Below are 20,620 nucleotides of genomic sequence, written 5' to 3'. Positions count from 1 at the left end.
ATGTCCGGCGCCCGCATCACCGGCACGGCGGCGCTGGAGCTGAAAGAGACCGGCGGCCGCTATGCGCTGTCGACCATGTGCATCGGCGTCGGCCAGGGCATCGCCATCGCGCTCGAAAGGGTGTGATACGGGCATTCCCAGCGACGATGGAGCGTTGTTGGAGCTAATAGGGCAGCCCGACATAATTTTCAGCCAGCGCCGTCGAGGCGGCGCGGGAATGGGTGAGATAATCGAGCTCCGCTTCCTGTATCTTCTGGTCGAAGTCGCTGGTATCCGGAAAGCGATGCATCATCGTCGTCATCCACCACGAAAAGCGGACGGCTTTCCAGACGCGCGCCAAGGCGAGAGCGGAATAGCGATCGACGCCGGCATCGGAGCGATCCTGATAATGCTCGACCAATCCCGCGAAGAGATAGTGAACGTCGCTCGCGGCCAGATTGAGCCCCTTGGCGCCTGTCGGCGGAACGATATGGGCAGCGTCGCCGACGAGAAACAGGCGACCAAAGCGCATCGGCTCGGCGACAAAGGAACGCAGTGGCGCGATTGATTTCTCAAAGGAAGACGCCGTTGTCAGCGCCTCGGCATGATGAACGGGCAGGCGGCGGCGCAATTCATCCCAGAAGCGATCGTCGCTCCAGTCTTCGATCTTCTCGTCCAACGCACATTGAATATAGTAGCGGCTGCGGGTGGCGGAGCGCATCGAGCAGAGCGCGAAGCCGCGTGGGTGGTTGGCATAGATCAGCTCGTGATTAACCGGCGGGACGTCTGCGAGTATGCCGAGCCAACCGAAGGGATAGACCTTCTCGAATGTACGGATTGCTCTTTCCGGAACGCCCTTGCGGCTCACGCCATGAAACCCGTCGCATCCGGCGATGAAATCGCAATCGATGCGGTGGGCGCCGCCGCCCTTCTCATATGTCACGTAAGGCTTACCCTTATCGAAATCATGAGGCTGGACGTTGGCAGCATCGTAGACCGACTGGGCGCCACTCTTTTCGCGGTGGTGCATCAGGTCGCGTGTCAATTCCGTCTGGCCGTAGACCATGACGCGCTTGCCGATTGTAAGCCCGAAGAGATCGATGCGATGGTCGCGACCGTCGAAGGCAAGCGAGAAGCCGTCATGCGGCAACCCTTCAGCGTGCAGGCGAGCACCAGCCCTCGCCCTGTCGACCAACCCGACCGTACCTTCCTCGAGAACGCCGGCCCGAACACGACCGAGGATATAGTCCTTGCCGACCCGATCGAGGATGACGTTGTCGATGCCGGCCTCTGTCAGCAATTGCCCGAGCAGCAATCCTGATGGGCCGGAACCGATGACGACGACTTGTGTACGCATTTCCTCACCAAAGCGCTTGTCGAACCCGCTGCCGTTGTCGGGGCAGCCGTCCTCGAATGGATTGCGGCAGGCGACCAGCTCCGGGCCGCCTGCCGTTGACGATTTTCAGAATGGATAATGCTGCGCGGAATCCTCGATGGTGATCCAGCGGAGATCGGTGAATTCGGCGATAGCAGCCTTGCCGCCGAAGCGTCCGTATCCGCTGCCCTTTACACCACCGAACGGCATCTGCGCCTCGTCGTTCAAGGTCGGCCCGTTGATATGGCAGATGCCGGATTCGATGCGGGCGGCAACCGCCATCGCTCGCTGGACGTCGCGGCTGAACACAGCTGCAGACAGACCGTACTCGGTGTCATTGGCGACGCGGATCGCTTCTTCTTCATCGGCCACCCGAATGATCGGCTTGACCGGACCGAAGGACTCTTCAGAATAGACGCGCATGTCGGCGGTGACGTGATCGAGCAGCGTCGCTTCCACGACCGTACCGCTGCGTTTGCCGCCGGCAACGAGCTTGGCCCCTTTAGCCTGAGCGTCCGCTATCAGCTCTTCCATCTTCATCGCCGAGCCGAGGCTGATCAGCGAGCCGAGCACGACATGTCCTCGCGGATCTCCGGCCGGAAGCTGGCTGGCGCGCGCCGACAGCTTCGCCACGAATTCGTCGGCGATCGCCTGATGAACGATGATCCGCTCGGTCGACATGCAGATCTGGCCCTGGTGCATGAAGGCGCCGAAGATTGCCGCGTTGACCGCGCCGTCGATATCGGCGTCATCGAGGATGACGAGCGGCGCCTTGCCGCCGAGTTCGAGCAGTGCCGGCTTCAGGTGCTTGCCGCAAAGCTCGGCGATGATCTTGCCGACCTTGGTCGAGCCGGTGAAATTGACGCGACGTATGGCCGGATGGCCGATCAGGGCAGCGACGATCTCGGCGGGATCCTCCGGCGCATTGGTGATGACATTGATGACGCCGGCCGGCAGTCCCGCTTCCGTCAAGGCGGTGGCGATCAGCCGCTGCGTGCCCGGGCATAGTTCCGACGCCTTCAGGACGACGGTATTGCCACAGGCGATCGGCATTGCGATCGCGCGCGTTGCGAGAATGACAGGCGCGTTCCAGGGCGCAATCGCAAGGCAGACGCCGGCTGCCTGACGCACGCCCATCGCGAGCGTTCCGGGCTTTTCGGACGGGATGATCTCGCCAGAAATCTGGGTGGTCATAGAGCCCGCTTCACGAAGGATGTTGGCGGCCAGCATGACGTTGAAGCCTGCCCAGGGAGCGGTTGCCCCGGTTTCCTCAATCATCAGCCTGGTGAACTCGCCCACCTTGGCGTCGACGATGTCGGCGGCCTTGAGCAGGATCGCGCGGCGATGGCTGGGTCCAGTCCTCGACCATGTCTTGAAGGCCGCAGCGGCGGCCTCCACCGCGGCGTTGACATCCTCCAGTCCAGCGGCCGCCGCACGGGTCGCCAGTTTCTCCGTAAAGGGGTCGTGGCGGTCGAATGTGCGACCGCTCTGGGCGGGGCGGTCCACACCATCGATGAGAAGGGAAATGTCCATGTTCGTCTCCTGATACAAAGAGGGTTAGAAGCCGAGGACCTCGGCATTGACGGAGGCTTCGAGGCCGCCGTCCGTGGCTAGATTCGCGCCGTTGATCCAACGTGCGCCGTCCGAGCAGAGGAAGAGGATGGCCGGTGCAATGTCGGCCGCGGTTCCAGCACGCCCGACCCGTGTGATGTCGCTGTCGACGCGCTCGTCTCCGAGGACTGCCCGAAACTGTTTCAGGATCGGCGTCTCCACCGGGCCTGGGCTGACGGCATTGACACGGATTGCCCGATCCTTGAACAGCGGCTGATGCGCAGCGCGCATGGTCCACAGCAGCAGAAGCTCCTTGGAAAGCGGATAGCCTTCCTCATCCTTCAAGCCGTGCTTGGCTGCGAGGCCTGCATCGGGAAAGCCTTCGATGGCGGTCAGGGCCTTCGCCCGCTCGATATTGGCACGCCATCCGTAGCCGGCGATCGAGGCGACGTTGACGACAGCGCCGCCCTCGCGAAGTCGCGGCGCCACCGCTTCGGACAGTGCGCGCAGACCGTAGAAGTTGACAGCGAGCGTTGCCTTAAGGCCAGTGTTGCCGGAGAGACCTGCGACGTTGGCGAGCGCATCGATGCGCATGGGAAGTTGCCGGACGATTTCTGCAACTCCAGCTGGTGTCGAGATGTCGCCCTTGACGAAGGAAGCCTGTCGTTCCGGCGGCTCGCGGACATCGACGCCGATGACATCGGCACCCATTTGCCCTGCGAGCTCTGCCGTGCGTGCGCCAATTCCAGAAGCAACGCCGGTAATCAGGATTGTTTTTCCAAAGAGCATGATCTTACCTTTCCCAATGCATCGCAGATTGTCTTGATTTCATCGATCGTGTTGATCCATCAAGTATTTTGGAAGCGTCAGCCGATAGCCGATGGGTAGAAGCCTGAGGGCGAAGCGTCGTTCGACGGCTCCCCAAAGGCCATGTGGCATGTAGAGCGAGAACAACACTGCCGTCGCGCCGAGGCCTATGAGGTACCAGACGCCCATGCTGCCGAAATAGGTCTCGATCACGAAAAACAGGATGGCGCCGAGGATGGCTCCTTCGAATTTTCCAATGCCACCGACGAGCACCATGAATATCATGTAGGCGGTCCATTGGATGCTGAAGTAGGTCTTGGGCTGGAAGGTGGTGGCCGTCGCGAGCCAGAGCCCGCCAGCCACCGCAACGCCGAAGGCGGCAAGGACGAAGAGCAGCCGCTTCGTCGCCATGACCTTGACCCCCACGGAGGTCGCTGCGTCTTCATTGTCCCGGATGGCCTGTATCGCAGCGCCAGCACGGCTTCGCAACAAGACGAAAAGCAGGCCGAGAAGACCTGCCATTGCAATCAGCGCCATCCAATAGATCGCCGCGCGGCGCGTGGCGCTATCATAGGCATTGAGCGAAATCAGCGAGGTTCCCGTTTCTCCCTGGATGAGTTGATCCAGGTTGACCAGCAGATGAACGAGCTCCGAGATAACCCACATGCCGATTGCGAACTCACCTCCTCTAAGTCGCAGCATGAAAAAGGACAGCGGCACGGAAAGTGCGGCGGTGATGAAGGCGGCCGCAAGGAGCGAGACGAAGGGATTGAGCCCCGCATCTGCAAGCCGTACCGTGAAATAGGCGCCTAGACCGAAAAATGCCTGTTGTCCGACGGAGACGAGCCCGCCATAGCCGGCAAGCGCGTTCCACATGACGGCAAGAATGACGTAGACGAACAGAGCCGTCAGGCGGTCGACGGCGCCGGCTCCCATCAGTGGCGGCGCGAGGGCCAGAACTGCAAGAACGATGACACACCCAAAGACCGCCGAGCGGGATGACCGCGTCCATCGTTCGACCGAAAAGCCACTCGAGAGATATGTCATGCTTCACTCCGTAGGGATGCGCTGATCTTTCCGAGGAACGGCGTGCCCAATGGAAAGAGCCTGATGAAGAGCACGAGGAGAAAGACGAGGTGACCGCCGATGAGAAAGCCTTGCGGGTGAAGTTGAGCGCCCAGCGATTGCGCAAGACCGAGGACAATGCCACCGACCAGCGTTCCCCAAAGCGAACCGGCGCCACCTATCACCGCCGCCTCGAAGGCGAAGAGAAGCTGCGGCCCGCCGGAATAGGGGTCGAACGTTGCCCGCATTGCGAGGAAAGCGCCGGCGATACCGACCGTCACCATCGCGATCGCCGTTGCCACCGCATTGACCTTGCGGGCATCGATCCCGACGAGACCGGCGGTGTCCGGATCCTCCGCGGTCGCGCGAATGGCTCGCCCCAGGGCAAACCGGCTGAGGAAAAGCTGCAGTCCGCCGAGAATGACGATCGCCGCCACGATCATCATGACCGACAGCTTGCCGACATAGATATCGCCGGGCAACTCCCAGGAATCATAGCTGAGGTCGCCGAGGAAGGGCGCTAGAGACCGGGTGTCGGCACCAAACTGCTGAAACAGCAGGTTGTCGATGATGATCGAAAGGCCGAATGTGCTGAGGATCGGCAGGAGCGCGTTGCCGCGCGCGCTTCGCTCCAGAACGAACCGCTGCAACAGCCAGCCGACCAGCGCCATGGCGGGCAGCACGATTAAAAGGCCGATAAAGGGTGAGATGCCGAAACGATCGGCCAGCAGCCACAGGCCGTAGGCCGCGACGATTGCCAGGCTGCCATGGGCCAGATTGATGATCCGCATGACGGAGAACATGAAGGAAAGGCCACAGGCAATGACGGCGTAGTAGCCGCCAAGCAGCGTGCCCTGGATCAGGGTGTCGATCATGCTGCCCTCCCGCCGTCGGCTCGATGCAGGCCGAAATAGGCCTGTGTCACCTCATCGCGCGAGACGGCCGCGGCGGGGGCATCGAGAACGATCCGGCCTTCGAGCATGCAGATGACGCGGCTGGCAACGCGCATGGCCCGCCCGAGATCCTGCTCCACGAGAATGATCGTCGTGCCCGAAGTCAGGAACGTCTGCAGCTGCTCGTAGACGCGGTCGACGACGAGCGGGGAAAGGCCGAGGGAAACCTCATCTAGCAACAGGACGTCCGGATTGCTCATCAAGGCCCGGCCGATGGCGGTTGCCTGTTGCTCGCCGCCGGAAAGCTGTCCGGTCTTGGCGTGGCGGCGAGGCACAAGGTTCGGAAATGCGTCGAATACCCGAGCGATGTTCCACGCGCCCTTCCGGCCCGATGTCTTTCCGAGCAACAGGTTCTCTTCCACCGTCATCTGCGAAAAGAGCCGCCGGCCTTCCGGGACCAGGGCAATCCCCATCGCGATCCGCTTGTGGGATGGCACCTGTGTCAGGTCACGGTCGCCGAGCAAAATGCGGCCGGAGGCGGGAAGATGGGCGCCGGCGATTGAGCGCAGCAACGTCGTCTTGCCGGCCCCGTTGGCGCCGACCAGGGCCAGGACGTCGCCCTTGTCGATCTGGAAGCTGACACCGCGCACAGCCTGAAGCAGTCCATGGCGCACGTCCAGCTCCTGGATGGAGAGGGTGCTCATGCCGGTGATCTCCCCAGATAGGCTTTGACCACCTGCTCATCCCTCATGACGGCTTTGGGATCGCCGTCGGCGATGATCCTTCCGGCATCCATGCAGATCAGCCGGTCGGCCACCTGGAGGAGGATATGGACGATGTGTTCGATCCAGACGATGCCGATGCCGCGGCGGCGCAGTTCGCGGATCGTTTCCACCAGCTCGCTCGCCTCGCCATCGGTGAGGCCGCCGCCGATCTCGTCGAGCAGCATCAGTTTCGGCTTGGTTGCGAGCGCACGGGCCAGTTCCAGGCGTTTGCGATCAAGCAGGCCCAGCGTATCTGCCTGGCGATTGGCAACATAAAGCATGCCGCAAAGCGTGAGAGAATCGATGACGCGGCCATAGCTTTCGTCGCGATTGACGAGCTCGCCATGCGCGGCCGCGACATAGACATTCTCGAATACGGTCATGCCGCCGAAAGGCTTCGGGACCTGATGGGTTCTGGCTAGTCCGGACTTGCAGCGGTCTGCCGCCGTCAGCGCCGTGACGTTTCGCCCGTCGAGGAAGATGGTGCCGCTATTGGGCGGAAACGCGCCTGCGAGCACGCTGAGCAGCGTTGTCTTGCCCGCACCGTTCGGGCCGACAATGCCGACGGCATCGCCAACGCCCATGGCGAAATCCACATTGTCGAGAACCACGAGTGCTCCGAAGCTCTTGTGGATCGCCTTGGCCGAGAGAAAATCATCTCCCGGCCGCTGTCGAGCTATCTGCTGCACAGTGGTGTCATCCGTTATAGGGAAGGAGTTTGGCACCGACCGGAACATTCGGGTCCGTGACATTTTCGGTAACGACATAGTCGAGCGGGAACTTCGAGCCCGAAGCCGCCTTCACCCATTGGGTGCCGATGATCGGCCCCGGCGAAACATTCGCGACCGGCCCGCTCGTGAAATCCACTTTCCCGGCGATTGTCGTCGTCTTAAGCGTGCTCAACGCCTTGGCGACAGCCGCCTTGTCCTTGACGTTCGTGCTTGCTTTCAAGGCTTCGAAACCGGCATCAAGAAGTGCAAGGCTGGCGCCGAGCTGCTGTGTCCATTGCTTGCCGCTTGCAGTCTCGTAGCCATCGGCCAATTCCGTTCCCGATACGCCCGTCAGCGTCGATTTGTAGGGAAAAGCCTTGTGCCAATAGGCGGCGCTGCTGATATTCATGCCGAGCTTGCCAAGCGCGTTGATGTCGGAGGGAAACAGCCCGGTCTTTGCGACCTGGCAGATCTTGATCTTGCGCGTCAGGCCCTGCTGCGCTGCCTGTCGCCAGAAGGCGGCAAAATCCGGCGGGATCGGGAACGAATTGAAGATCTCGATGCCTTCTCGCTTGAACAGCGAAATCTGCGCCGAATAATCGGTGGTTCCGTCTTCATAGGGACCGGGATCGACGATCGTGAATCCTTCCTTGGCCAGAAGCGGTGCAAGATTGGCACGAATGGCGTTGCCGTCTGCATCGTTCGGATACATGACGCCGACCTTCCTGTTGGTCTCGATCAGCTTCCATTGGGAGACATAGGTCTTGAAGAACTCGCCGACACCAAAGCCGAAATGATAGGTCCATTTGAACGGGGAGGGCTGGCCGGGTTTGGCGCCACGTCCGAAATACCAGGCTTCCCACGGCATGACCGTCGAGAGGCAGGGAACGCCGGCCGCCTCGCAGGCGTCGGCAACGGGATTGATCGTTTCCGGGGTCGAAACAACGAGCATCAGATCAATGTTCCGGTTGTTGATCAGATCTTTTGCCAGCTGACCGGCACGGGAAGGGTCGGACTGGGTATCCTGATCGATGATCTCGACCTTCCAGCTCTTGCCACCGCTCTGAAATCCTTCCGCCAAGGCCTTCTTGGCAAGATCGAGCACGTAGCCGTCGGTTTGGCCGAAGCCCGCCAATGGACCTGTGCGCGGGCTGATGAAACCCACCTTGATCGTGTCGCCACTCTGCGCGAATGCCGCATTGGCACCCATGGCCAGGGTTGCGCCGCCAACGGCTGTAGCCGCGATGAACGAGCGTCGCGTCAGCGCCAAGGGATTGCCTGTTGTCGTGTCGGGTTTCCTGTTCATTGTCCTCTCCTCCCAGTTCTCAAACTTCGAAAATCGTGCCGGTCAGTTATTCACCGTGATGCGTTGACCGCTTCTCCCGAGCGGCAGCCACGTCAGATCGGATAGTTCCGTGCTCCGGATGCGACCGTGATCCAGCGCAGCTCGGTGAATTCGTCGATTGCGGCCTTGCCGCCGAAACGCCCGTATCCGCTTGATTTCACCCCGCCGAAGGGCATCTGCGGTTCGTCGGATACGGTTGCCTCGTTGATGTGGCAGATGCCGGATTCGATGCGCCTGGCGACTGACAGCGCCCGATTGACGTCGCGGCCGAAGACCGCCGACGACAGTCCATATTCGTTGTCGTTCGCGACTGTCACAGCCTCGTCTATGCTGCCCACACGAATAATCGCAGCCAGCGGACCGAAGCTTTCCTCGTGGTAGATGCGCATCGCGGAGGTGACGTGATCCAGCACAGTCGCGTCCATCAGCGTGCCGCGCGCCGGGCCGCCGCAGACGAGAACGGCACCCTTTGCCAGCGCGTCGTCCAGGAGCGCCTTCACGCGCCTTGCCGCCTCCGCATTGATCATGGAGCCAAGTGGCTTTCCGCCGTCCGCGGGATTTCCGGCGACAAGGGTCATTGCCTTTGCCTTGAATTTTGCGACGAATTCGTCGGCGATATCGTCGAGGAGGATGAGGCGTTCGGTCGACATGCAGATCTGGCCCTGGTTCATGAATGCCCCGAAGGCGGCAGCCCGCACGGCCTCATCGATATCCGCATCGGCAAGCACGATGAACGAAGCCTTTCCGCCCAGTTCCAGCAGGCAACGTTTCAGGTATCTGGCCGAGATTTCCGCGATGATCCGTCCAACGCGCGTCGAGCCGGTAAAATTGATGCGCCGAACGGCCGGATGAGCGATCAACGCCTCGACGACAGCGGCCGCATCTTTCGGGGCATTGGTGAGGACGTTGACGACACCCGGTGGGAAGCCGGCCTCGCGCATGATCTCCCCGATCAGGCTATGCGTCTTCGGGCAGAGCTCCGAGGCCTTCAGAACGACGGTATTGCCGCAGGCAAGGGGCATGGCAATCGCCCGCACGCCAAGGATGATGGGCGCATTCCACGGAGCAATGCCGACGCAGACGCCGGCCGGCTGGCGGATTGCCATCGACATGTTTCCGGAGATGTTCGAAGGGATGATCTCGCCTGTGACCTGCGTCGTCATCGCGGCGGCGTCGCGGAAGATCTCGGCGGCCAATTCGCAATTGATCCGCGCCCAAAGTGCGGTCGCGCCGGTTTCGCCGACCATTGCGGCAATCAGGTCGGCGGTGCGGGCCGCCACGATATCCGCGGCGCGATTGAGCATGGCGCGCCGTTCCCCCGGCGGTGTTTCCGACCAGTTGGGAAAGGCGGCGGCTGCGGAATCTGCTGCCTTGTCCATATCCGAGGCGCTTGCGGCCGAGGCGACAGTCGCGACGTCGCCGCTGACCGGGTCGATCCGCTCGAACGTGGATGCGTTCGATGCGTCCATCGCCTCATCGTTGATAAAGAGCTTTGCCACGAACATGACGTCACCCGCTCGAATGCAGGCATAGCCTGCGTTTGCGCCACGGGAGAATGCAGCAAAGCCGATGTACCCAAGACGGTCCAGCGCTTTGTCGATGTGTTGACGTTGCCTCCTCCCAAAGGCCGATGGGGAGATCGTACGCAGCCTGCGCGGAGAAAGAATATGTTTTTCTGGTTAAATCTTACAATTATCTGGTCTAAAGTCGCATACGGAAAGGTGGGGTGGATTTTCGAGGAGCTCATATGCAGTCCGAGGCAGGAATTTTCCATCATGCGCGCGGAGAGCGGCGCGATCCTGCGCTCTCTCAGCGAACTATTCAGTTTCAAAAGGGGATCTATGCGGATTTCCATCACGTCTTCCTTTTGACTGGAGGAACCGCGCTCCTTCGAAGTGACGGTGATGACGAACGGCAGATGCGGGCGCCCTGCCTAGCCTCATTGCCGCTGCAGAAACGGTACCTGATCAATATCGCGGCCGGTGGTCACGCCATGCTGATCGGTGCATCGCCACATCTTGTCGCCGATGCGATCGGAGACCGGGCAGAATCCTATTCGCTGCGGATACTGGTCGAACAGCCCAAGGTCCTAAACGATCTCAATCCACAGTTTGCAAGCGAGATCATCCCGCTCATTTCCGGTTTCGTTGGCGAACTTGGCGATCCGACACGCGCCTCCGGAATGGTCGTCTCCGCCTATCTGCGTTTGATACTTATGTGCGTTTGGCGCATCGACGGACGTCAGGCCGAGCCTGCCGGTCGCGCTCAACGCGGTCCAATCTTGCAGCGATATCGCCAACTCGTCGAAGCCTGGTTTCTGCAGCACAGGCCGATCAGTGACTATGCGCGCGAACTGGGCGTAACGACCGATCGGCTGCACGCGGTGTGCCAGCGGGAGCTGTCCCGCTCGCCCATCCAGTTGCTTCACGAGCGTGTCGTTCAGGAAGCGAAATTGAGGCTGGAGCGCTCCGAGCGAACCGTCCAGGAAATATCGGACGCGCTGGGCTTTCGCGAGCCGACCTATTTCAGTCAGTTTTTTTCCAAGAAGACCGGATTTTCGCCGCAGAGGTATCGCCAGGCGGCGCGAGCGGCCGTGGGTTCGCAAAACCATGCCCTGTCATCCGGCTATGCCGATTGGCCTTGAGGGGGTACCTAGTTGCCCCAGACAACCGACTGTTCATGGCGCTTGATCAGATGCCTCAATTTTTCAAAACTGCTGCGAACGTGGTTGGCAAACTGATCGGCGGCAGGTGCGCGTGCCGCGTCGACGCGCTTCAAGATCGCAAGGGCGCGCTCCGGATGGGCGATATTGATAGGCAGTGCCGTTATGGCTTTCTCGTTTCGCAGCGAAAAGACGACCGTATGGGGCATGATCGTCAGCGCGTTGGCGGTTTTCATATAGTTGATGACACTCAACAAGGAGCCGCCGGAATAGCGGATCTTGATCTCGGTCGCACCGAAGGACAAAAGCATGCTGCGAAGGTCCGCAAGCAGCGGGCTGCCCGGCGGCGGCGCGACCCACGGAAAATCCAGAAGATCGGCAGGTTGTGGCCGACGCTTCATCAATAGAGGATGCGTCACCCCGCAGGCCACCACGTTGCGTCCCGGAAGGATCTCCTGAAACTCAAGATCTGAACCCTCGTCGAGAATATCGATCGGACAAATGGCAAGATCGATCTGATCGGCTTTCAACGCGGCCCGCAGATCGGAAAAATAGCCGTAGGTCTGGTCGATGCGAACATCCGGATGCGAATTTTGGAACTCGGCGATCATGCCGGCGATCAGTGCGTCCATGAAGAACGGCGTTCCGCCAATCCGTACGACACCCGTTCGTCCGACGCGGAAGCCTTCGACCGTATCCGAGGCCTTGCGTGACGCGGCAAGCATCGTCTGGCCGTGATCGGCCAATGCCCGTCCGAGCGGCGTCGGCTGAAGGGGGCGGCGCCCTTTGACGAAAAGCGGCTCGCCCAGCCGTCCTTCCAGCATGGACAATGTGCGTGAAACTGCCGGCTGCGACAGCCCAAGCAGCGCGGCACCCTCCGTCACTCCCCCGGCCTTTACGACCGCGGCAAGCTGGATCAGATGTCTTTCATCGATTTTCATAACAATCGGTTATATTGGCGCGCAATAAAATCATCAAGGGCATGCTTCATCGATGCTATTTTTCTCTTCGCCGGATGATTTTGGAGGAGAGCATGACGGCCAGCTACATCGCGCTGAGTTTCAGCGAAACAAACTCATCCGACATTTTTGACGAGCGCCTGGTGAACTCGAAGGACAAGGCGCTGTCGCGCGTGCTTTCGGCTGTCGTCTCCCACCTGCACCAGATCATCCGCGAGACGCGGCCTTCGCCCGCCGATTGGCGCAGGGTTATCGAATTTCTGACGGAAGTTGGCCATGCATCCGATGAGCGACGCCAGGAATGGGTGCTGCTGTCTGATCTCTTTGGCGCTTCGGCACTGATCGAGGCGATCAATTCACGCCGGCCGAAGGGCGCCACGCCAAACACGGTGCGCGGTCCTTTCTTTCGCGCCGACACCCCGAACCGGGAGGCTGGCGCCGACATTTCGCTTGATGGCATCGGCGAGCCGCTCGACGTCAGCGGCCGTGTCCTCGATCTCGACGGCTTGCCGGTCCGTGATGCAACCGTGATGACCTGGCAGGCGAATTCGCAGGGCTATTACGAGAACCAGCAGCCCGACATGCAACCGGAGTTCAATCTGCGCGGCGTCTTCGAGACCGATGCGGAGGGCGGCTTTCATTATCGCTCCGTACGGCCCTCCGGCTACGGCGTCCCTGACGATGGTCCGGTGGGACGACTGCTGCGCCAGGCAGGCTATCCGCTAAGACGGCCCTCCCATCTGCATTTCATGATCAAGGCGCCGGGCTTTGAGACCATCACCACGCATGTCTATGACCGGAACGATCCGTACTTGAACGAGGATGCCATCTTCGGCGTCAAGCCGGAGTTGCTGGGGGACTTCAGGCCGAAGCCCGCCGACAAACCGGCCTGGCAGCTCGATTTCACATTCGTAATGGTTCGGGCGAAACGGGAGGGGGGCGCATGAGCCGTGCGTTCATCTACAGCGGCAATCCCGCACATATCGTGTTCGGCGCAGGCAAATCTGCCTGCGTACTCGAGTGGGTGGAAAAGCTCGGATGCAAACGGGCGCTGGTTCTTTCGACGCCGCAACAGGCCTCGGACGCGCAGGCTCTGATGGGCAAGCTCGGACAATTGTCCGTCGGGATCTTTGCCGAGGCCGTCATGCACACGCCGGTCGATGTCACCGAACGGGCGATGGAAAAGGTGCACCAGACCGGGGCCGATTGCGTCGTGTCGATCGGCGGCGGTTCGACAACGGGCCTGGGCAAGGCGATCGCCTATCGCACCGATCTGCCGCAGGTCGTCATCCCGACCACCTATGCCGGGTCGGAGGTCACCCCCATCCTCGGCCAGACGGAGAACGGTCGCAAGACGACTGTCCGCGATGCGAGGATCATGCCGGAGGTCGTCATCTATGATGCCACGCTCACCACGGGCCTTCCCGTCGCCATGAGCGTGACGAGCGGCCTCAACGCCATGGCGCATGCGGTCGAGGCGCTTTATGCGCAGGACCGAAACCCGATTTCGACGCTCATGGCGATCGAAGGCCTGCAAGCATTCAGGACAAGCCTGCCGGCAATCATCGAAACGCCCGAGGATATCGCCGTCCGGGGCGATGCGCTCTACGGAGCCTGGCTCTGCGGCACCGTGCTCGGCGCGGTTGGCATGGCGTTGCATCACAAGATCTGCCACACGCTCGGCGGCACGTTCGATACGCCGCATGCCGAAACCCATGCGATCATGCTGCCACATACCGCAGCCTACAACGCGGTCGCCGTGCCCGAATTGCTGGCGCCGGTCGCAGAGATTTTCGGTGGCTCCGTCGGCGGCGGACTTCATGATTTTGCCGCCGCGATCGGCGCTCCCTCAAGCCTTCGAGCGCTGGGTCTGTCGAAAGCCGACCTCGACCGCGCGGCCGAGATCGCCACGGAAAATCCCTATTGGAACCCGCGGCCGATCGACCGGCAATCCATACGGAGCCTGCTGCAGGATGCCTGGGAGGGCAAGCGGCCGGCGCATTGATCAATCTCTGGGAGGAGGGGACTATGGGAGGAGAGAACATGTTCACGAGACGCGATTTTCTGAAGACCACGGCTGCGACCGGCGCCGTTGCGGCCACGTCGGGACTGGCGATGCCGGCGCTGGCGCAGGATAGTCCGATCAAGCTCGGCTATGTCAGCCCGCAGACCGGGCCGCTTGCGGCATTCGGCGAAGCCGACAAATTCGTCATCGACAATTTCCTCGCCACGACCAAGGCGAAGGGGCTGAATTATCAGGTGGTCGTCAAGGATAGCCAGTCAAACCCGAACCGGGCGGCTGAAGTCGCCAAGCAGCTGATTGTCGACGACAAGGTCCATCTCGTTCTGGTCGCCTCGACGCCGGAAACGACCAACCCGGTCGCCACTATCTGCGAGGGCGAGCAGACCCCGTGCATCTCGACGGTCGCGCCCTGGCAGCCCTGGTTCATCGGCCAGCAGGGCAATCCCGGCGATCCGGCCAGTTGGAAGCCTTTCAACTATGCCTATCATTTTTTCTGGGGCCTTGAGGACGTCATCGCGGTCTATACCGGCATGTGGGCGCAGCTCGAAACCAACAGGAAGGTCGGCGGCCTGTTTCCGAACGATGGCGATGGCAATGCCTGGGGCGACGGCAAGGTGGGCTTCCCCCCTGTTCTTAGGGACAAGGGCTATGAGCTGACGGACTCCGGTCGCTTCCAGGACCTGACGGACGATTTCTCGGCCCAGATCAACGCCTTCAAGTCGGCAAATTGTGAAATCATCACCGGCGTCGTCATTCCGCCTGACTTCACCACGTTCTGGAATCAGGCCAAACAACAGGGTTTCACGCCGAAGATCGCCTCGATCGGCAAGGCGCTGCTCTTTCCTCAAACCGTCGGAGCGCTTGGCAAGGCCGGGCATAATCTTTCCTCCGAGGTCTGGTGGACGCCCGAGCATCCGTTCAAGTCGTCCCTCACGGGCGAGACTTCCGCTCAAGTCGCCGCGGCCTTTACCAAGGTCACCGACCGGCCCTGGACACAGCCGATCGGCTTTGCCCATGCCCTCTTCGAACTGGCTGTCGATGTGATGAAGCGCGCAAAGGATCCGGCCGATGGCGACAGCGTGGCCGAGGCCATCGCGGCGACGAAGCTCGATACCCTGGTCGGCCCGATCGCGTGGGACGGCAAGGGGCTGCCGCCTTTCGCCGCGAAGAATATCGCCAAGACCCCGCTTGTCGGCGGCCAATGGCGGCTGAAGGATGGTGGCCGCTACGACCTCGTCATCACCGAGAATTCGCTGGCACCGAACATACCGATCGGCGGCAAGATGGAAGCGATCGCCTGATAGCGACGGAGCCGCGCGATGCGGCCCGCTTTTTTTCTGGAGTCGATCGCTATGCCAATCCTTGAACTCGACGGCATTTCCAAGAAATTCGGCGCGCTGACGGTCGCCGAGCAGATCTCCCTTGCGGTCGACGAGGGCGAGGCGCTTGGGATCATCGGCCCGAACGGAGCCGGGAAATCGACATTGTTCAACCTGGTGACCGGCAATATTGCCCCTGACAGCGGCCGAATAAGGTTCCTCGGCAACGATGTGACCGGTGCGCCGCCGATGGCCCGCTGTCTCTCCGGCATGGGGCGGACGTTCCAGATTCCGCAGCCTTTCGAGAAGCTCACCGTGTTCGAAAACCTGCTGGTCGCCGGCGCCTTCGGCTCGCGCAAGCGCGAGGCCGAGGTTTCGGATCGATGTGCGGAAATTCTGGTCGATACAGGCCTGATCGACAAGGCCAATGTCGTTGCCGGAAGCCTGTCCCTGCTGCAGCGTAAGCGGTTGGAACTTGCCCGGGCGCTGGCGACCGAGCCGAAACTGCTGCTGCTGGACGAAATTGCCGGTGGACTGACCGAGGGTGAATGCCGCTCGCTCGTCGCCACCATCCGGGCCATCCATGCAAGAGGCATCACCGTCATCTGGATCGAGCATGTCCTGCACGCGCTGAACTCGGTGGTGGAGCGCCTGCTGGTGCTGCATTTCGGCAAGGTGATTGGCGCGGGCAGGCCGGAGGAAATCATGGCATCGCGCGAGGTGCGCGAGATCTACCTGGGGATCGAGATATGATGGCGCTGCTTGAAACCATAGGGCTGGAGGCGTTCTACGGCGACTTCCAGGCCCTGTTCGGCGTCGATATTGCCATCGGCGCCGGCGAGGCTATTGCCATTATCGGTGCCAACGGTGCTGGCAAGACGACATTGCTGCGCTCTATCGCCGGCGCGCTCCTCAATGAGCGAAATTCCATCCTCTACAAGGGCGAGTCGATCGGCGCCTTGTCGGCGCCCGACATCGTCGCGCGAGGCATCGCCATGGTGCCGGAGGGCCGGCGGCTGTTCCCCTCGCTCAGCGTCGAGGAAAACCTCCAGGTCGGCGCCTATGGCCGCAACGTCGACGGGCCATGGATCCTCGACAGTATCTATGCGCTGTTCCCTATCCTGAAAGAGCGGCGAAGCAGCCCGGCAACGGCGCTTTCGGGCGGCCAGCAGCAGATGGTGGCGATCGGCCGGGCGCTGATGTCGAATCCGACGGTGCTGCTTTGCGACGAGATCAGCCTCGGCCTGGCGCCGATCGTCGTCCGGGACATCTATGCCGCCTTCCCGAAAATTCGCGAGACCGGGGCATCGATCGTGATCGTCGAGCAGGATATCGCCCAGGCGCTGAAAGTCGCGGATCGGGTCTATTGCATGATGGAGGGGCGCATCACCCTATCCGGCCCATCGGACAAAATCAGCCGCGAGGCGATCCACGCAGCCTATTTCGGAGCGGATGGTCATGAACTGGCTTGATACGATCCTCCAGGGCATCCTGCTCGGCGGGCTCTACGCTCTCTTTGCAGCCGGTCTTAGCCTCGTCTTCGGCATCATGCGGCTCGTCAATCTGGCCCATGGCGATCTGATCGTGCTAGCCGCCTTCATCATTCTGGTACTTGTCACGTCGCTGGGGCTCAATCCCTTCGTCGCGGCACTGTTTGCGGCGCCGGTCATGTTTGCGGCCGGCTGGGCGCTGCAATATTTTTTGCTCAACCGGACGCTCGGCAAGGACATCCTGCCGCCGCTTTTGGTGACTTTCGGCCTGTCGATCGTCATCCAAAACGGCCTGCTCGAGGGCTTTTCCGCCGATAGCCGTCGCGTCTCGGTCGGGTACCTGGAAACGGCTTCGCTCAGCCTCGGGCCGATCAGCGCCGGGATCATGCCGTTGCTCACCTTCCTCTCGGCGGTGCTCGTCATCGTCTGCCTCAGCCAGCTGATCTATCGAACATCCATGGGCCGCGCCTTCCGGGCGACCTCCGACGATCCGGTGACGGCGGGGTTGATGGGCATTCGGCCGCAGCGCATCTTCGCCATGGCAACCGGTCTTGCGATGGTGATCGTCACCATTGCGGCGCTCTATCTCGGCACCCGTGCTAATTTTGACCCTACATCAGGTCCAACCCGGCTGATCTACGCGTTCGAAGCGGTCATCATTGGCGGGCTCGGGTCACTCTGGGGCACGCTTGCGGGCGGCATCATCCTCGGCGTCGCGCAGACGGTTGGCGCCGCGGTCAATCCAGAATGGCAACTTCTCGCCGGGCATCTCGCCTTTCTCGTGGTCCTGTTGTTCAAGCCGCGCGGCCTCTTCCCGCGCGCCGTCGACTGAGGTCAATCGATGAGTATCGCAATTACATCCTGGCAAGTCGAAACCCGCACCAAGGCATCGGCGCTGTTTGCCGTGGCGATCGTGATCGTCCTAGTCGCCGCAGCCGGAGCACCCTTCTTCGTCTCGCGCAGCATCATCCAGGACATGTTCTTCATCCTCACAATGCTGGTGCTGGCCCAGACCTGGAATCTTCTTGCCGGCTATGCCGGTCTGATTTCCGTCGGTCAGCAGGTCTTCGTCGGCTTCGGGGCCTACGCAATGTTCGGCTGCGTCATTCTTCTCGGCATCGATCCCATCGCGGCGATCTTCATCGCCGGCGTGCTCTCGGCACTTCTGGCGATCCCCACCGCCTTCTTCACATTCCGGCTCTATGGCCCCTATTTTGCCATCGGCACCTGGGTGATCGCCGAAGTCGGCCGGCTGCTCTTTGCGCAATGGAAGGCGCTCGGCGGTGGCACCGGCACGTCGTTACCGCGGCAGGCCGCGCGCGAGATGTGGGGCGTCGGCGCACTACACGAGCTCTTCGGCATGAAGGCCGCGCAGGCGGGCGACGCGCTCACCTACTGGCTGGCATTGCTGCTGGCACTGGGGACGATCGGTTTCATCTACGGCCTTTTGCGCAGCAAACAGGGGCTTGGGTTGGCTGCCGTCCGCGACAACGAACAGGCGGCGCGCGCCGTTGGCGTCGATGCCGTCAGAATGAAGGCCCTGGTCTATGTCGCCGCGGCTTTTCTGACCGGGATCGCCGGAGCGCTGATCTATGTGCAAAAGGCCCGCATTTCCCCGGATGCGGCGTTCTCGGTGATCGACTGGACTGCCTATGTGATCTTCATCGTCGTGATCGGTGGCATCGGTACGCTGGAAGGTCCCATTGTCGGCATCATTGCGTTTTTCCTGCTGCAAAACCTGTTGGCCGACTATGGCTCCTGGTATCTTCTGATCCTCGGTCTTCTCGGCATCGTCGTCATGCTTTTTGCCCCGCGCGGTCTCTGGGGCCTCTTCTGCGACCGCACGGGCATCCAGCTTTTTCCGGTCCGCCGTGTGCTGAAGCGCGGACCGCTCAATCTCAAAGACAAGGGAGGGCCGAATGGCTGACATCACCACCGACGTACTCGTCATCGGGACGGGACCCGCAGGCGCCGCAACCGCCGCACTGCTTTCGACCTATGGTGTCGAAAACATGATGATCAACCGCTACCGTTGGCTGGCGAGCACGCCCCGTGCCCACATCACCAACCAGCGTACCATGGAGGTGTTGCGCGACCTAGGCCGCGAGGTCGAGGACGAAGGCTATATGCACGCCACCGGCCAAGACCTGATGGGAGAGAACGTGTTTTGCACCGCTATCGCCGGCGAGGAAATCGGTCGGATGAAAAGCTGGGGCACGCACCCCAATTCTCGCGCCGAGCATCTGCTGTCCTCGCCAAGCCATATGAACGACCTGCCGCAGACCTTCATGGAGCCGCTGCTTTTCAAGACCGCCTGCTCGCGCGGTACGCAGTCGCGCATGTCGACCGAATATCTGAGCCACGAGCAGGACGCGCAGGGTGTCACCACGGTCTGTCGCGACCGCCTGACGAACCAGGACATCACCATCCGCTCGAAGTACCTCGTGGGCGCCGACGGCGGCAACTCGAAGGTTGCCGAGCACGCGGGCCTCACTTTCGAGGGAAAGATGGGTGTCGCCGGCTCGATGAATATTCTCTTCGAGGCCGACCTCTCCCAATATGTCGCCCACCGCCCTTCCGTTCTATACTGGGTGCTGCAGCCCGGTGCCGACGTCGGCGGCATCGGCATGGGTCTCGTGCGCATGGTGCGTCCCTGGCACGAATGGCTGATTGTCTGGGGTTATGACATCAACCAGCCCGCGCCTGCAGTCGACGAGGCGCATGCGAGAAAGGTAGTCCGCGATCTCGTTGGCGTGGCGGACCTCGAGATGACCATCAAGTCGGTGTCCACCTGGACCGTCAACAACATGTACGCCACGACCATGGCGAACGGTCGGGTTTTCTGCATGGGCGACGCGACCCATCGGCACCCGCCCTCGAATGGGCTCGGTTCCAACACATCCATACAAGACGCCTTCAATCTCGCGTGGAAACTGGCCTTGGTGCTGAAAGACAAGGCCGGTCCGGGATTGCTGGAAAGTTACGAAGCGGAACGGGCGCCGGTCGCCAAGCAGATCGTCACCCGTGCCAACAAGTCGATTGAAGAATTTGGGCCAATTTTCAAGGCGTTGGGTCTGCTGGACTCGATCGATCCGGTAAAGATGCAACAGAACATGGACGCCCGTTGTAACGACACGGCAGACGCGGAGGAACAGCGCGTAGCCATCCGCAAGGCGATAGCACACAAGGTCTACGAATTCGACTGCCATGGCGTCGAAATGAACCAGCGCTACCGATCGGATGCCGTGATCGCCGACGGGCAACCCGAGCCAGTATGTGCGGGCGATGCCGAGCTTCACTACCAACCGACCACCTGGCCCGGCGCCCGACTACCGCATGCCTGGATCTTTTCCGGCAGCGGCGCAAAGGTCTCGACCCTCGATCTGACCGGCCACGGCAGGTTCACGGTGCTGACCGGCATCGGCGGCCAGGGCTGGATCGATGCGGCACGCATTGTCGGCAAGGAACGTGGCATCGAGATCGAAGCCCATGTGATCGGCCCGCGCCAGCAGTGGCAGGATTTCACCGGCGACTGGGCGAACGCGCGTGAAGTCCGCGACAGTGGCATCATCCTTGTCCGTCCGGACCATCACGTCAGCTGGCGGCGAGACAGCATTTCCGATGATCCGGCCGGGGAACTGCGCCGGGTCATGGCATCGATACTGGATAAGTGAGGCG

19 protein-coding genes and 1 pseudogene are annotated in these 20,620 nt (G+C 61.5%); 10 read left to right on the top strand and 10 right to left on the bottom strand.

Annotation, left to right across the window (positions count from 1 at the left end; genetic code table 11):
* Positions 1 to 126, top strand: a pseudogene (locus CPY51_RS09955) (3-oxoadipyl-CoA thiolase); the annotation flags it as partial.
* 37 nt (positions 127 to 163) lie between these two features.
* Here the strand turns inward: CPY51_RS09955 and pobA are convergent.
* The 9 genes from pobA to CPY51_RS09910 all read right to left on the bottom strand — a co-directional run bounded on the left by pobA (position 164) and on the right by CPY51_RS09910 (position 9,994).
* Entirely contained in the window at positions 164 to 1,336 is a 1,173-nt protein-coding gene (gene pobA, locus CPY51_RS09950; RefSeq protein ID WP_111160087.1) for a 4-hydroxybenzoate 3-monooxygenase, read from the bottom strand.
* Between the two features lie 105 nt (positions 1,337 to 1,441).
* Positions 1,442 to 2,887 carry an aldehyde dehydrogenase gene (locus tag CPY51_RS09945; protein ID WP_111160086.1) on the bottom strand — a complete coding sequence of 482 codons (1,446 nt, stop codon included), beginning with the start codon at positions 2,885 to 2,887 and terminating at the stop codon, positions 1,442 to 1,444.
* Between the two features lie 24 nt (positions 2,888 to 2,911).
* The gene (locus CPY51_RS09940) at positions 2,912 to 3,694 is read right to left on the bottom strand and encodes a coniferyl-alcohol dehydrogenase (RefSeq protein WP_111160085.1); all 783 of its coding nucleotides are present in this window, start codon (positions 3,692 to 3,694) and stop codon (positions 2,912 to 2,914) included.
* Positions 3,695 to 3,733: 39 nt separating this feature from the next.
* Positions 3,734 to 4,759: a branched-chain amino acid ABC transporter permease gene (locus tag CPY51_RS09935; RefSeq protein ID WP_111160084.1), complete on the bottom strand. Its 1,026-nt coding sequence runs from the start codon at positions 4,757 to 4,759 to the stop codon at positions 3,734 to 3,736.
* Positions 4,756 to 5,652 carry a branched-chain amino acid ABC transporter permease gene (locus tag CPY51_RS09930; RefSeq protein WP_111160083.1) on the bottom strand — a complete coding sequence of 299 codons (897 nt, stop codon included), beginning with the start codon at positions 5,650 to 5,652 and terminating at the stop codon, positions 4,756 to 4,758. Before CPY51_RS09930 ends, CPY51_RS09935 begins: the two co-directional genes overlap by 4 nt.
* Complete coding sequence (locus CPY51_RS09925; protein WP_111160082.1) at positions 5,649 to 6,374, bottom strand: ABC transporter ATP-binding protein; 726 nt, start codon at positions 6,372 to 6,374, stop codon at positions 5,649 to 5,651. Before CPY51_RS09925 ends, CPY51_RS09930 begins: the two co-directional genes overlap by 4 nt.
* Complete coding sequence (locus CPY51_RS09920) at positions 6,371 to 7,123, bottom strand: ABC transporter ATP-binding protein (protein ID WP_244598569.1); 753 nt, start codon at positions 7,121 to 7,123, stop codon at positions 6,371 to 6,373. Before CPY51_RS09920 ends, CPY51_RS09925 begins: the two co-directional genes overlap by 4 nt.
* Before the next feature lie 7 nt (positions 7,124 to 7,130).
* The gene (locus CPY51_RS09915; protein ID WP_111160081.1) at positions 7,131 to 8,450 is read right to left on the bottom strand and encodes an ABC transporter substrate-binding protein; all 1,320 of its coding nucleotides are present in this window, start codon (positions 8,448 to 8,450) and stop codon (positions 7,131 to 7,133) included.
* 92 nt (positions 8,451 to 8,542) lie between these two features.
* Positions 8,543 to 9,994 (bottom strand): aldehyde dehydrogenase, encoded by a 1,452-nt coding sequence (locus CPY51_RS09910; protein ID WP_111160080.1) that lies wholly within the window; start codon positions 9,992 to 9,994, stop codon positions 8,543 to 8,545.
* A gap of 242 nt (positions 9,995 to 10,236) precedes the next feature.
* Here CPY51_RS09910 and CPY51_RS09905 point away from each other — a divergent pair, with 242 nt between their 5' ends.
* Positions 10,237 to 11,133, top strand: coding sequence for a helix-turn-helix transcriptional regulator (locus CPY51_RS09905; protein ID WP_111160079.1), 897 nt, complete (start codon positions 10,237 to 10,239; stop codon positions 11,131 to 11,133).
* Between the two features lie 8 nt (positions 11,134 to 11,141).
* On the opposite strand, the gene CPY51_RS09900 is transcribed toward CPY51_RS09905, so the two are convergent.
* Complete coding sequence (locus CPY51_RS09900; RefSeq protein WP_111160078.1) at positions 11,142 to 12,092, bottom strand: LysR family transcriptional regulator; 951 nt, start codon at positions 12,090 to 12,092, stop codon at positions 11,142 to 11,144.
* Between the two features lie 92 nt (positions 12,093 to 12,184).
* On the opposite strand from CPY51_RS09900, the gene CPY51_RS09895 reads away from it, so the two are divergent.
* Genes CPY51_RS09895 through CPY51_RS09860 form a run of 8 tightly spaced genes read left to right on the top strand, consistent with a single transcriptional unit; the run spans position 12,185 to position 20,616 of the window.
* The gene (locus CPY51_RS09895; protein WP_111160077.1) at positions 12,185 to 13,057 is read left to right on the top strand and encodes a dioxygenase family protein; all 873 of its coding nucleotides are present in this window, start codon (positions 12,185 to 12,187) and stop codon (positions 13,055 to 13,057) included.
* Complete coding sequence (locus tag CPY51_RS09890) at positions 13,054 to 14,115, top strand: maleylacetate reductase (protein ID WP_111160076.1); 1,062 nt, start codon at positions 13,054 to 13,056, stop codon at positions 14,113 to 14,115. The genes CPY51_RS09895 and CPY51_RS09890 overlap by 4 nt, the downstream gene beginning before the upstream one ends.
* Before the next feature lie 38 nt (positions 14,116 to 14,153).
* A complete protein-coding gene (locus CPY51_RS09885) occupies positions 14,154 to 15,434 on the top strand; it encodes an ABC transporter substrate-binding protein (RefSeq protein WP_111160075.1) in 1,281 nt (426 codons plus the stop codon).
* 51 nt (positions 15,435 to 15,485) lie between these two features.
* On the top strand, positions 15,486 to 16,205 hold the full coding sequence (locus CPY51_RS09880; protein WP_111160095.1) for an ABC transporter ATP-binding protein: 720 nt from the start codon (positions 15,486 to 15,488) through the stop codon (positions 16,203 to 16,205).
* The gene (locus CPY51_RS09875; protein WP_111160074.1) at positions 16,205 to 16,924 is read left to right on the top strand and encodes an ABC transporter ATP-binding protein; all 720 of its coding nucleotides are present in this window, start codon (positions 16,205 to 16,207) and stop codon (positions 16,922 to 16,924) included. The genes CPY51_RS09880 and CPY51_RS09875 overlap by 1 nt, the downstream gene beginning before the upstream one ends.
* Positions 16,911 to 17,774 (top strand): branched-chain amino acid ABC transporter permease, encoded by an 864-nt coding sequence (locus CPY51_RS09870; protein ID WP_111160073.1) that lies wholly within the window; start codon positions 16,911 to 16,913, stop codon positions 17,772 to 17,774. The genes CPY51_RS09875 and CPY51_RS09870 overlap by 14 nt, the downstream gene beginning before the upstream one ends.
* A gap of 9 nt (positions 17,775 to 17,783) precedes the next feature.
* Positions 17,784 to 18,869 (top strand): branched-chain amino acid ABC transporter permease, encoded by a 1,086-nt coding sequence (locus tag CPY51_RS09865; RefSeq protein WP_111160072.1) that lies wholly within the window; start codon positions 17,784 to 17,786, stop codon positions 18,867 to 18,869.
* Positions 18,862 to 20,616 carry an FAD-dependent oxidoreductase gene (locus CPY51_RS09860; protein WP_111160071.1) on the top strand — a complete coding sequence of 585 codons (1,755 nt, stop codon included), beginning with the start codon at positions 18,862 to 18,864 and terminating at the stop codon, positions 20,614 to 20,616. Before CPY51_RS09865 ends, CPY51_RS09860 begins: the two co-directional genes overlap by 8 nt.
* Positions 20,617 to 20,620 lie beyond the last annotated feature (4 nt).

This window comes from Arminella tubonensis, assembly GCF_003240585.1.
In the GTDB taxonomy this organism is placed as follows: domain Bacteria; phylum Pseudomonadota; class Alphaproteobacteria; order Rhizobiales; family Rhizobiaceae; genus Rhizobium; species Rhizobium tubonense.
This window is presented reverse-complemented; position numbering and strand designations above follow the sequence as displayed.